We start from the raw sequence: 12105 nt of genomic DNA, 5'->3' as shown, positions 1-12105 counted from the left end.
GGGCGCAATAAGGCGTCATCGAATTCGCCAGCGCGGTCTGACACCATCCAATACCAAGCAGGCGTCACGTTGAGCAGTCGATCGTGAGAAAAGTTAATCATTGCTTTCTTTCAACAATAACTTCCTTTGTATCTAGCGCCCCAGACCCGATTTGCAGTTTACTCCATTCATAGTAATTGTTCGAATATCTTGACCATTCAATTCCTATAAACAGTGCTTTTCCTTCCGAGGAATCTTCGAGCACCTGACCATAGCATTCCGGCTCACTTATAAAGAGAGGTCCCGTGATGACTTTTATTTGCGATCGTGGAATCGTAACGAGAAGCAAATATTCTTTGCCATAGTCATTCCGATCAGGATCGTCCTCGCTATAGAGATCGAAACTCAGAAGAACACTGTCTTGAGACGCCTCAGCTATGGACAAAACAGCCTTATCGTAGAGATCGTATTTTTCTAAGAAATCATCAAGGTGCATCATCATGACATTAGGCCGCCATTCCTATTGTTTCGTATCGTGGTTCCCGGAGAAATATGAGAAGCACCTTAATTTTTCGGGACAGGCACTCCGTTTTTATCGAGATGGTGATCCCCTCTTTCGTTGATATTCAAGATATTAGCCAATTACCTGACGAGCCGCTGGCAGGCCGGACAATTCGCAAGTAATCGCGCATGCGTGAGGTATCACGAGCCGCAGTGGCGGAAAGCCGTTGAGCCTGACAAGGGTTTGTCCGGGGTTCATCACCGGCCCACCGCCGTGGACTGGGCAGCTGTGAAGATGACCAATAAGTGCGACTGGCTTCGACACACGATTATCCCCTCAATGATTCTAAGGTCACACGTCTCCCACAGCAGCGTCAAGCAGCATGAGCGAAAATAGCTATGCGGCCACACTGCCTGTGGGTCGATACCGCATCTGTTCGAGCGGCAATGTCAAAAGATCGAAGTTCACAGTTCGCTCACGAGTTGCTATCTGTGAAATTTCGGAAAATAATCCTTCTTTTTGCGATTTGTTAAAATTTTCATCGTACCAGTCTATAACCTTAGAGAAATTGTATTTTTCCGGGGCGATAACTAGCGGCGTTGCCAAATCGATATCGAAATCCAATACGACTTCCTCATAGATCAAGCTGTCCCAGTCGCTGCGTGGAGTGACGGGATCAGAGATCTTTTCGTATTGATCCCAGTCTGGCTGAAGCTTTCCTTCAAGGGATTTTAGTCGCTTGTCTGGCTCAACCACCTTCTCCCGCACCACTTGCAAAAAACGAAGCAGTTCTCTGGACGGTTGGTGACCCGATAACCTTTCTGGGCGACAGGCAAGGAGTGTAAGGATAGATGCCCAAGCGCTACGATTATCTTCAAACCCGTCTTCTTTTCGTCCGCCCACCCTTTCAAGCCACTCAATATATTCATTGAGCTCCGAGCCTAGCGCTTCATTCTCTCGTGTAAAAATCTCAAATACCTCTGACAACGAAAGCTGACCGTGATTTGGAAATGATTCAAATGTAGGGCGCTCTGTTATTAGAAAATTCTCGTTTTCTAACCACTTCCTTAATGCGCTTTGCAGTGCCTTGGACATGAAGCCTAAACCCATAAGGGCACGATGATCAAACACCAAATCAGTGCTATGAAAAGGAAGGCTCCATCGTATGCCGCTTGAGTTACAGCGAGAGAAATCGAACCTTTTTATCATGACATCAATCCTCTGGTTCCGCTTCCTTGCCCCGCGCGAAGAAATCTAGGTAGTTTTGGCGTAGAGTTCTGCCGGATTGCCTCACCCAATCCATCACAAAGTGGATGGTATGGCCCCAACCACTCCTCGGGGGTCGGATTGAAAGATGTTTCCATCATACGATCAGCTTCTTGCCGATTGAATGCGTCAGGAATATGCTTGTTGCAGTCTCCCGAGTCATATTCGTTGATTTTCTTTTTTAGCTGATCTTGCTGGCGTTGAATCTCTTCGCGATGTGTTTGCCATGGTTCTTTGATATCGGGTACCCGCACACCGTTCTTGATTTTATATCCCATCTTCACTTGCCCAGGGCCGTACTCACCGCGAATTTGCTCTGCCCGTCGTAAGGCTAATCCATGAGTCCCCCGTTGGGTGCCCGGTCCTCGCTTGTTCCGATACATGAGGCGATTGATGTCGTCCGCAATTTTTTGACACCGCTCGCGGCACTCGCGACATACCGCCTCTTCTTCTGCAGTGGTCGCCTGGTCACTCTCCTCTGCCTCGTCTTCAGCCTCTTCCATGCTGTTGATGTGATCCTGCAGTGCTGTCGCCGCCGCACGACCAGCCAACCCACCGAGGCGTGATCCGACAGCGCGACCGAGCAAGGTTCCAAGACCAGGCGGCGGAATGAACGATCCGATGACCCCACCAATCACACCCCCGGCAACCCTGCCACCCAGTTCTCCCGCGGCTCCCGCGGGTCCCGCTGTGCTCATGGGTCGATCTCCGCCGCGACTGCCTTCATGCGCTCCAGCGTGTCCAGCATAGCAAACTTTACCTGACGATCAGGCTTGTCATCGCCTGATCGAATAAAATCGCGCACGCGGCGTTCCTCTGCCACGCGGCCCTCGGTGATTGCCATCAGATATGCCCACCTCTGATGCGCGCCTGCACTACTGACGCCCAGTTCCTTGCCCGACTTCCGGCTGTTGCGCGCGATCTGCTCAAGCTGATGATCTGACAGACCCTGAAAATCACGAGGAAGCGTTCTGCGCAGAAAGCCGGCGGTTCGCTGAAGTGACCTGCGCTCTCGCGCGTGCTTGATGCCCTCCATCGTCGCGGCGCTGAGGGTCAGCAGCCCTGATTGCGGTTTTGGCAATCCGTCAGACCGATCTGCCTGCAGCCAATCCCGGCCATTTGCCCAGTCCGGATCTGACGCGAAGAACAAGTGCGTGGCGGGGCCATAAAAGCGTGCCATTTCGGCGGCGTCCATCGCCGGCAGGGTCTGCGCGATGACATTGGCGTCTGCATGGCGGAACAAGACCGCTTCATGGGAAGGAGATTGGCCGAGCTGCTCATCGTCCAAACGAGCAAAATCCGCAGGCGGTGCAAATTCCTTCGGAATCATCACCATATTGATGCCCCTGAGGTGCTTGTAGAGGGCATCCGCCCCGTCCGGGCATTGCCAGAACACTGCGGCGGGGCGATTGACGATGAGGGCCAGCAGAGCTGGGATGGTGTCTTTTGGCGCGCGTCCGGTAACTTTCTCCGGGCGTTCGTCGAGCCAGACCATATGCGGGGCGGTGATGATCTGGTCGGGGTTGTTCTCGCCGCGGTCCAGGTAGAGCGGGCGGCTGACGAAATCGCCCAGCAGCAGCTCCTGCGGCAGGTTGTCGAACTGCGCACCATCGAGCACCGCGAAGACCGGCGCGGACTTGTGATCCAATGACAACAGCGCCTCTTCCAGCGATGCAGGCGGTTTTGGCCGTGCGTCCGTTTCAGATTTAGCCTGTGCTGGCTGCCTGACCGGGTCAATCGCCCATGGGTCGTACTGCTGCATCACCTTCCTCACAATCTAACGTGCACCGCTTAATTGAACCTTAACTCACGGCTGCGCCCTGATTTTGTCGGCGCGGGCATTGGCATCGGCGGGCCAATGCGTTGCGCGCCATGCGTCGAAATAGGGCGGGCGGGGCAAGGTGCCGGCCTCCATCTGTTCGCGCAGCTCGGCAGGGGTCGGGATATCGTCGTAAAGCCCACGTTCGGCAAGGATGGCACGGACATCCTGCAGGTCTTGCCCGTTCGGGCTGTCTAGGAGGACGCGGGAGGTCAGGGCCAGATTGGCAACCGTCATACCATTTCCTGCGTAAGCGTTCAGATCCGCGCCACGCTCGATCAGGAGCTTCACCATGCCCCAACCATCGCCTGTTGCTGCCGCGATCACAGGGGTCATTCCAAAGAATCCACGCGTCTCTATATCGGCACCGGCCTTAAGCAGGGCGTCCACTGCCGGATAGTTCCGCTGACTGATCCGCCAGAAGATGATCGGCAGATCATTATACATTTCATAAATATCGACTTTTTGCTCCATGTTCCGCCCCTCATCCTTTGCAACCGCCAATCCCACCGCCAGCGATGCGATCAGCGCCAGAGCAATGACGGCTCTTGTCACCTGCCGCATCGATTCGCCTCCATCTGTCGTCGGATCACGGTTTCTTCCTGCTCCAGGGATTTCTGCACCTCTTCCATGAAATCCAACTGTCCTGCAGACGACTCAGACTATCACCGGTAAAATTGGTCGCATGGATCAGAATCGATGGCCTATGGTCGTCCTGCTGCAAGGTCTGCCTCGCTCTCAAAATACCGCCCGGCCTGAAGGCGAAATATCACTGTTGCGCCCGGATCTTGTCGGCGCGGGCATTGGCATCGGCGGGCCAGTGGGTCGCGCGCCATGCGTCGAAATAGGGCGGGCGGGACAAGGTGCCGGCCTCCATCTGTTCGCGCAGCTCTGCACGAGTCGGGATATTGTCGTAAAGCCCACGTTCGGCAAGGATGGCGCGAACATCCTGCAGGTCTTGCCCGTTCGGGCTGTCGAGCAGGACGCGGGAGTTCAGGGCCAGATTGGCAACCGTCATGCCATCTTCTGCGTAAGCCGTCAGGTTTGCGCCTCGGTCAATGAGGAATTTGACCATACCCCAACTACCACCACTCGCCGCCCAAATAACGGGGGTCATCCCGAAGATCCCACGCGTCTCGATATCGGCCCCGGCTTTAAGCAATGCGTCGACTGCCGGATAATTCTGCTGATCAATCCGCCAGAAGATGATCGGCAGGTCATTATACACTGCGTAAATATCGACTTTCTTTGTCATATCCTGCCTCTCGTCATTCGCGACGGCCCAGCCCACTGCGAGCGATGTGATCGCCGCCAGGGCAATCGCAACTTTTGTCACCTGCCGCACCGATTTGCCTCCATCTCGCGCTTGATCTGCGCTTCCTCCTGTTTCAGGGAATTCTGCACCTCTTTCATCCCGTGCGCCCCACAGGTTTCTCATCTCGCGGCGCGGATCTTGTCGGCGCGGGCATTGGCATCGGCGGGCCAATGCGTTGCGCGCCATGCGTCGAAATAGGGCGGGCGGGGCAAGGTGCCGGCCTCCATCTGTTCGCGCAGCTCGGCAGGGGTCGGGATATCGTCGTAAAGCCCACGTTCGGCAAGGATGGCACGGACATCCTGCAGGTCTTGCCCGTTCGGGCTGTCGAGCAGGACGCGGGAGGTCAGGGCCAGATTGGCAACCGTCATACCATTTCCTGCGTAAGCGTTCAGATCCGCGCCACGCTCGATCAGGAGCTTCACCATGCCCCAACCATCGCCTGTTGCTGCCGCGATCACAGGGGTCATTCCAAAGAATCCACGCGTCTCTATATCGGCACCGGCCTTAAGCAGGGCGTCCACTGCCGGATAGTTCCGCTGACTGATCCGCCAGAAGATGATCGGCAGATCATTATACATTTCATAAATATCTACTTTTTGCTCCGTGTTCCGCCCCTCATCCTTCGCAACCGCCCATCCCACCGCCAGCGATGCGATCAGCGCCAGAGCAATGACGGCTCTTGTCACCTGCCGCATCGATTCGCCTCCATCTGTCGTCGGATCACGGTTTCTTCCTGCTCCAGGGATTTCTGCACCTCTTCCATGAAATGCAATTAAACCCCGCTCTTGGCGTTGTTTTCAATGCCAGAATTATAGGTGTTGCCGGTCCAGGCTCCGCGCGAGTAATTGGCCGCCTTAACATCGGCAATGCTACGGCTGACACCAAAGGCATCAGGGGCAATCGTCCTATTTTGCACGCCAGTCAGAATATCTCCCGTGACGCTTGTGTTTTTGATCAAATCGGAATTCGCCAGCGATAAATCGTCAAGTGTATTGCCTGACAAGCCGGCGGCATTGAAGGTCTGGGCCGGAAGGCCAGAGGCACCAGATGCTGTCGCCGCCAAACCGCCACCAAGCGAATGACCGACAAATGATATCGGGCTAACCCCGCCTCCACGTAGTTTCTCTCCGATGCTATTCGCCTGCATATAATATGCTGTCTTGCGCCCGAGACCCTGACCGAAATTGGTCCCCCAATCACTGCCGCTCAGCATCTCCGTCCCTTTGAAGCCGACCACATAGCTTTCGGCGCGACTGACCGGATCAGTTTTGACAAAAGCCTCGGCATGAAAATCCGGCTCATCACTCAACACCAGAATGTTGGTCCCCGCCCCGTCCGACAGGCCCATTTTCTGCAGATCAGCCGCGGTTGCCCGGCGATACCCTTCGGGCAAGGGCGCGTTCGGATCATAGGTCGCGGCGGCCAGTTGGGCCTTCTCCTGCTCGTCCTTGTTGCGGGCCGACTGTTTCTTTAACGCCTTGCAGATATCTTCCTGGCAGGCCTTGCACGGCACGTCGTCGCTGTCTGGTGAAAGATCGTCGTCGGCCATTGCGTCTGCAGATGCGATATCTTCGGCCGTGACCCCGTTCTTGTGCAATGATTTCGCCAGATCGCCGATGGCGGCGTCGCTCATGCCGACCATTCCCCTACCTCACGAACGGCGTTGCGGATTTGGCCATGGCGCGCAGGCATTTGCTGCCTTCGCCGGGGCCGCCGGATTTGAAGTCGATGGCATTGCCCTCGATCAGCACTTTCAGGCCGCGGATGCGGACGCCGGATCTGTTGATCTCGACATAGCCGCCGGGGGCGGACAGCAGCAGCGTGTCGTCGGCCTTTATCTCCCAGACCTTCGAGCTGCCCTCGAACTTCTCCTCGGATGAAATCTGATAGAGCTTGCCCGAAGAATGCGCCGCGCGCTGGCCGGTATGGGTGGTGTACTCCTCGCCGACATCGACGGTCTTGGTCTTGCCGACCTGCAGGCGCTGCTCGACGCCGACCTTGGTGAACTCCTTCTGCCCGACCATGGTATTGCGCACCGCGCCGACCATGGTGTTCTTGAACAGGCCAATCTGCTCGGTCCGCGCCAGGCCGATCGTGTCGGCCTGGAATTTCTCGACCAGCGTGTTCATCACACCCGAGACCGGCATGATCGCCGACAGCACGGACCCGAGCGCCGTGCCGGTGCCGACCTGCTGGGCCCCCGCAACCGCGCGGTTCTGCCCCGCACCGTCAAAGGCCGAAATCAGCGGGCTCGATGCCATCTCGCCGCCCACGGTCGCGGCCACGACGCCGCCCAGAAAGGCCGGGATCGACGGATCACCAGCCTCTTCGGCCACATTCAGTGCGTCCTTGGTTGCCTGACCGGCAATCCCCGCCAGCGCCGCGAACAGCCCCATCTTGCCGCCGCCGACGGTCAGGTTCATCGAGCCGCCGATACGCTCCTGATGATTGCTGCCGATCTCGATGGATTTGTTGCTGCCGACGCTTTCGATCTGATCATTGTCCACCCGCTTCATGCGGTTGTTCAGGACCTTCAGCGTCTGGTCCTTCTGCGCGTGCAGCGCGATATTCTCCTGCCCGACCTCGTCCTCAAAGCTCAACTCGTTGAAGCCTTCGCCCTTGTGGGTCTTGGATCGCCACACGGCCTTGGTCTTATGCGCGGGCAACGGATAGGGCGCATCATTCTTGCCATTGAAGACATTGCCCACCACGACCGGCTTGTCGGGATCGCCTTCGAGGAACTCGACCAGCACCTCCATGCCGATGCGGGGGATGACCATGCCGCCCCAGCCGGCGCCGGCCCAGTTCTGGCTGACCCTGCAGCGCATCGAATAAGCCTTGTCCAGATCCCAGTGGAACCGCACCAAGATCCGGCCGTATTCGTCGCAGTCGATCTCGTCTTCGCCGACCACTTCGGCGGTCTGTGGGCCCTGTACCACCGCCAGCGGCGTGCGCTTTGGCGGGGCCATCGGGGCCGTGTCGGGAATCAGTACATAGCTGCCGGTGAAGGAATAGCCGTCGCTGCCCTGACCGCCGGAGCCATAGGCTTCACTGACGAAGTGATGGCTGGCCGAGAGGCACAGATAGGTCTCGCCCGTGCCCGGCACCTGATCGCCGGACAGGGTCATCCGCTTGCCCGCGCCAAGGCTGACACAATCGCCCACCGCCCGGTTGCGCCGATCCGCGCCGCGTTCCTGTTCGGTCCGCAGGCCCACCACCAGCCGACCCACATCCTGCGCCAGATAATCGCCCGGATAGTCGAAACTTTCGATCTGACCCTGCGCGTGCTGGGCGTCACCCAGACGGTCGACCTCCATCGCCTGGGTCGGTTTCTTGAAGTTATAGTCGGTCAGCCGCACCGCCCCGGTGGTGATGTTGCGTTCCGGCGCCCAGTCCCAGAAATGCTCCTGCTCATACTGGTGATGGCCGTCATAGCGCTTGAACGGGCGCGGGCCGACGTCCACATGCGCCAGCGCATCGTCGGTCAGCACCAGCGTGTGGCTGCCCATCGCGTGGCGGAAATGGAAGCTGATACCAGCCCGCTCCAACTGGCGGCGGGCGAAATCCAGATCGGATTCGCGGTATTGCACCGTGTATTCAAGGGTCGGATAATCCTTCGACAGGCTGATCTCCAGCGCCGGATCGCCCAAGGACGCATAATCGGACAGCAGTTCCTGCACGATCTGCACGACGGTCTTGTTATGGAAAATCCGCTGGTTCCGCCGCCGCCCGGCCAGCCAGAACCACGGCCGCAGCGTCAGGTCATAGCGATGCCCGTTCTCGCCCACGCCGGCCCATCTGGCCGAAGTGACGATCCCGTCAAAGGGCCGCATCTGGTCATGGGCTTCAATCTCGACCGTGGCATGAGTGCCGACAAGCGCATCGAAATCCAGATCGTCGCGAATGGCCAGAGCTTCGACGCGGTATTCGAAGAGGTCATTCAGGTGGTCGCTGCCATCGAAACGCAGCAGCACCAGAACGTCCGGCCCGAGCTCCGTGGTCAACCGACCCAGACGCTCGGCCTGGACCTGTCACGTATTTGTGCCGCTCCGAGTGCTCGTTTAAGCCACCTTCCGTTCAAAAGCGACCGGGCTTTTCCAGCCCAGTGCTGAGTGCCGTCGACGCGGATTGTAGAACCCATTGATGTATTCGAAGATCGCCATCTCAGCGTGCCGCCGGGTTACCCATGACCGCCGCCAGATCAGCTCGGCCTTGATGGTTTTGAAGAATGTCTCGACGGCCGCATTGTCATAACAATTACCTTTGCCGCTCATCGAGACTTTGAAGCCATGCTGGCGCAGGATCTTCTGGTAGTCATGCGAACAGTATTGGCTGCCCCTGTCGCTGTGGAAGATGCAGCCTTTGGGTGGCGACCTGAAGGCAATCGCCATCTTCAAGGCCCGGATCGCCAGATCGCGCTTCATCCGGTTGCTGACAGCCCAGCCGATCACGCGGCGGGAGTGCAGGTCCAGGATGACTGCCAGATATAGCCAGCCCTCGCGGGTCCAGATGTAGCTGATGTCGCCCGCCCATTTCTGGTTGGGCCCGGCTGCACTAAAGTCGCGATCCAGCAGGTTCGGGGCGATGTTGAACGTATGGGCGCTGTCGGTCGTGGCTTTGAACTTACGCGTTCTTTCAACGATGATCCTGTTTTCGCGCATCAGGCGACCGACGCGTCGATGCCCGACATCGACACCAACCTCTTTCAGCTCCTCTGTCATCCTCGGCCGACCATAGCTGCCCAAGCTCAGACGCGACTGTTCCTTGATATGCGCCAGAACGACCATGTCCATGCGCTGCCTGTGGCTGGCTGGGAGGCTGCGGAAGGCCCGTAATCCACGCGGGCTGACATTCATCACCTGGCAAAGCCGGTCGATCGGGAAGGCCCCGCGCTGTTCTTCGATGAACCTGAACCTCACGGCTTTTGGCCCGCGAAGAACTGGGTGGCTTTTTTTAGGATGTCCCTCTCCTCCTTGAGGATACGGTTCTCGCGCCGAAGCCGTTCGTTCTCACGCGCCAACTCGCGATCCTCGGCTGAGACTACGTCCGTGTCCCGGTGTGCGTTCACCCACTTATTGAGGGTCGACAAGCCGACCCCAAGATCATCCGCAACTTGACGCCGCGAAAGCCCGCTGGTCAGCGCAATCCGCACTGCATCCTTGCGAAATTCATCCGTCCTGACTGTGCCCATGGTTCATCTCCTTTGCTGCACATTACGTGGTCAAAGGAGCGGCACCAAACCGCGACAGGTCCAGACAAGCGTCGCAGGGCCAGGACTGACCGATGCGACGAGTGCTGCGAGGAGTATGAGCGGGAGATTTACTTCTAAAGGCATTTTACACCCTAACTGAATTCTTCAATCAGCTTTATGCAATCGCAGAAAGACGTCAAGTTGGGCGCAATCCCGCCATTCAAAACCGCATCGCGCCATTGCGGCATTGATGGGCTTGGTTTGGCGGGACTTCGGATTGGAAAGGCCCCGGCGTGAACCGGGGCCTTTTGGTGTGGATCAGACCAAGGTCAGTTCACCGTGATGCGACCATCCAGAACGGGTGTGAAATCGGGGCCCTGCGCGGCCAGGTATTCGGCCAGCACATCGGCCAGATCGGGGCCGAAGTCGTAGACGTTCTGGGCGTTGGTTTCGAAGATTTCATAACCGTCGCCGCCGCCGCGCACGTAGTTGTTGGAGACCACGCCGTAGGTGGCGGCCTCGTCGATCGGTGCCCACTCGCCGTCTTTCATCACCGTGACATCGCTGATCCGGCTGCCCGGTTCGTTGCCCGCAGTGATGGTGTATTTCAGACCGGCAACCTGTGCGAAGCGGCCGCCGGCCTCTTCCAGCTGGCTGGCGCCGTTTTCAAGCGCGGTCACCACATCGGCGCCGTTCACCTCGAAGGTCGACAGGGTGTTCTGGAACGGCAGCACGGTCAGTACCTCGCCCATGGTCACCGGGCCCTGGTCGATCGAGGCGCGCAGACCGCCGCCGTTCGAGATCGCGATGCTGATGCCCTGATCCTTGACCCGCTCCAGCATGGCTTCGGACACGACATTGCCCATTTCGCATTCCTTGGCGCGGCAATTCGAGCGGTCACCGTCGATGGGGGCTGCGATTTCGGCCACCTGCTTGTTCTTGAGTTCCTCGATCGGCGCGCCCAGTTCCGAGATCCGGGTCAGCGTCGCCTCGTCCGGGGTGACGGTGCCGTCCATGACGATGGGGCCGCCCTCGGCCGCGGTCACGTTGCCCTCATCATCGAAGGTCAGCTTGAGGTGGCCCAGATATTTGCCATATGCATAGGCCTGCACGACCGGCACGTCACGGCCATCCGCACCTGCAACGAGCGTCGGATAGGGGCCGTCCGCGCCGTCGTCGTCATTGCTGAGGAAGGTGTTCGAGTGGCCACCGACCAGTGCATCCAGCCCCGGCACCGCCGCCGCCATTTCCTGATCGCGCAGGTAGCCGTTATGGGTCAGGCCGATGATCATGGTCACGCCCTGATCGGTCAGTTCCTGCACATCCGCGGTGACGCTTTCGATATCGTCCATGAAGATGACATCATCGCCCGGTGCCGCGATCTCGGGCGTGTCCAGCGTGGTGCCGCCGACGATGCCGATCTTGTGGTTGCCGATCTCGATGATGGCGCTGCCCTTGAGCTTGTCCTTGAGCGCCTCGTTCTGCGACGGGTCGATATTGGCCGAGATCACCGGGAACTCGACCTTGTCCATGAAGCCCGCCAGCACTTCGGGGCCATCGTCGAATTCATGGTTGCCGACGGCCATTGCGTCATAGCCCAGCTGGTTCATGAATTCGGCGGCGGCCTCGCCCTTGTAGGTGGTATAGAACAGCGATCCCTGGAACTGGTCGCCGCCATCGAGCAACAGCACCGGTTCGCCCGCCTCTTCGAACTGGTTGCGCAGCTCGGCCAGCTTGGTCACGAAGCGCGCGGTGCCGCCAAAGCATTCGCCTGCGGTCTCGGTCTCGGCATCACAGGTGCTGTCATAGGCGTTGATCGATTCAATTCGGCTGTGAAAATCGTTCGTGTGCAGGATATGCAGAACGGTTTCGGCCTGCGCCGTACCAGCCGCCAGCGCCGCTGCCGATGCAGCCAGAAGAAGACGGGTTTTCATGCGTGATTCCTTTCGGGGTTCCTGTTGGTCTATCCTGACAGCTTGGCGCAGCAGGTCGCGGCGGTCAAACTTATCAGCGCCGGCCCTAACGTCAGTTCG

The 12105-nt window shown here is 58.3% G+C and carries 11 protein-coding genes; all 11 read right to left on the bottom strand.

Annotated features, from left to right (window positions below; translation table 11 throughout):
- Nucleotides 1–97: 97 nt before the first annotated feature.
- The gene (locus CUV01_RS12955; RefSeq protein WP_101460846.1) at nucleotides 98–481 is read right to left on the bottom strand and encodes a hypothetical protein; all 384 of its coding nucleotides are present in this window, start codon (nucleotides 479–481) and stop codon (nucleotides 98–100) included.
- Nucleotides 482–877: 396 nt separating this feature from the next.
- Entirely contained in the window at nucleotides 878–1690 is an 813-nt protein-coding gene (locus CUV01_RS12950; RefSeq protein WP_157994858.1) for a hypothetical protein, read from the bottom strand.
- A complete protein-coding gene (locus CUV01_RS19675) occupies nucleotides 1687–2445 on the bottom strand; it encodes a hypothetical protein (RefSeq protein ID WP_157994857.1) in 759 nt (252 codons plus the stop codon). Before CUV01_RS19675 ends, CUV01_RS12950 begins: the two co-directional genes overlap by 4 nt.
- The gene (locus CUV01_RS12940) at nucleotides 2442–3509 is read right to left on the bottom strand and encodes a DUF4123 domain-containing protein (protein ID WP_101460843.1); all 1068 of its coding nucleotides are present in this window, start codon (nucleotides 3507–3509) and stop codon (nucleotides 2442–2444) included. Before CUV01_RS12940 ends, CUV01_RS19675 begins: the two co-directional genes overlap by 4 nt.
- 45 nt (nucleotides 3510–3554) lie before the next feature.
- Nucleotides 3555–4130, bottom strand: a complete 576-nt coding sequence (locus CUV01_RS12935) for an ankyrin repeat domain-containing protein (RefSeq protein WP_101460842.1) — start codon at nucleotides 4128–4130, stop codon at nucleotides 3555–3557.
- Nucleotides 4131–4335: 205 nt separating this feature from the next.
- A complete protein-coding gene (locus CUV01_RS12930) occupies nucleotides 4336–4821 on the bottom strand; it encodes an ankyrin repeat domain-containing protein (protein WP_157994856.1) in 486 nt (161 codons plus the stop codon).
- Nucleotides 4822–5000: 179 nt separating this feature from the next.
- Nucleotides 5001–5576: an ankyrin repeat domain-containing protein gene (locus CUV01_RS12925; protein WP_101460840.1), complete on the bottom strand. Its 576-nt coding sequence runs from the start codon at nucleotides 5574–5576 to the stop codon at nucleotides 5001–5003.
- A gap of 77 nt (nucleotides 5577–5653) precedes the next feature.
- Entirely contained in the window at nucleotides 5654–6514 is an 861-nt protein-coding gene (locus CUV01_RS12920) for a Tle-like phospholipase domain-containing protein (RefSeq protein WP_157994855.1), read from the bottom strand.
- A 13-nt stretch (nucleotides 6515–6527) separates the two neighbouring features.
- Nucleotides 6528–8885 carry a type VI secretion system Vgr family protein gene (locus CUV01_RS12915; RefSeq protein WP_232962222.1) on the bottom strand — a complete coding sequence of 786 codons (2358 nt, stop codon included), beginning with the start codon at nucleotides 8883–8885 and terminating at the stop codon, nucleotides 6528–6530.
- Nucleotides 8886–8942: 57 nt separating this feature from the next.
- Nucleotides 8943–10072, bottom strand: a protein-coding gene (locus CUV01_RS12910) for an IS3 family transposase (protein ID WP_101458713.1) whose coding sequence is annotated in 2 segments (ribosomal slippage) — nucleotides 8943–9838 and nucleotides 9838–10072 — 1131 coding nt in all. Because the reading frame shifts where the segments join, the coding sequence is not laid out codon by codon here.
- 329 nt (nucleotides 10073–10401) lie between these two features.
- Nucleotides 10402–12006, bottom strand: a complete 1605-nt coding sequence (locus CUV01_RS12900; protein WP_101460837.1) for a bifunctional metallophosphatase/5'-nucleotidase — start codon at nucleotides 12004–12006, stop codon at nucleotides 10402–10404.
- Nucleotides 12007–12105: the final 99 nt, after the last annotated feature.

The sequence above is a fragment of the Paracoccus tegillarcae genome, from assembly GCF_002847305.1.
In the GTDB taxonomy this organism is placed as follows: Bacteria; Pseudomonadota; Alphaproteobacteria; order Rhodobacterales; family Rhodobacteraceae; genus Paracoccus; species Paracoccus tegillarcae.
This window is presented reverse-complemented; position numbering and strand designations above follow the sequence as displayed.

Excerpts from the sequence above, each read along its gene's own strand:
- CUV01_RS12955 (WP_101460846.1), bottom strand. The coding sequence starts at position 481 with ATGATGATGCACCTTGATGATTTCTTAGAAAAATACGATCTCTACGAT.
- CUV01_RS12950 (WP_157994858.1), bottom strand. The coding sequence starts at position 1,690 with ATGATAAAAAGGTTCGATTTCTCTCGCTGTAACTCAAGCGGCATACGA.
- CUV01_RS19675 (WP_157994857.1), bottom strand. The coding sequence starts at position 2,445 with ATGAGCACAGCGGGACCCGCGGGAGCCGCGGGAGAACTGGGTGGCAGG.
- CUV01_RS12940 (WP_101460843.1), bottom strand. The coding sequence starts at position 3,509 with ATGCAGCAGTACGACCCATGGGCGATTGACCCGGTCAGGCAGCCAGCA.
- CUV01_RS12935 (WP_101460842.1), bottom strand. The coding sequence starts at position 4,130 with ATGCGGCAGGTGACAAGAGCCGTCATTGCTCTGGCGCTGATCGCATCG.
- CUV01_RS12930 (WP_157994856.1), bottom strand. The coding sequence starts at position 4,821 with ATGACAAAGAAAGTCGATATTTACGCAGTGTATAATGACCTGCCGATC.
- CUV01_RS12925 (WP_101460840.1), bottom strand. The coding sequence starts at position 5,576 with ATGCGGCAGGTGACAAGAGCCGTCATTGCTCTGGCGCTGATCGCATCG.
- CUV01_RS12920 (WP_157994855.1), bottom strand. The coding sequence starts at position 6,514 with ATGAGCGACGCCGCCATCGGCGATCTGGCGAAATCATTGCACAAGAAC.
- CUV01_RS12900 (WP_101460837.1), bottom strand. The coding sequence starts at position 12,006 with ATGAAAACCCGTCTTCTTCTGGCTGCATCGGCAGCGGCGCTGGCGGCT.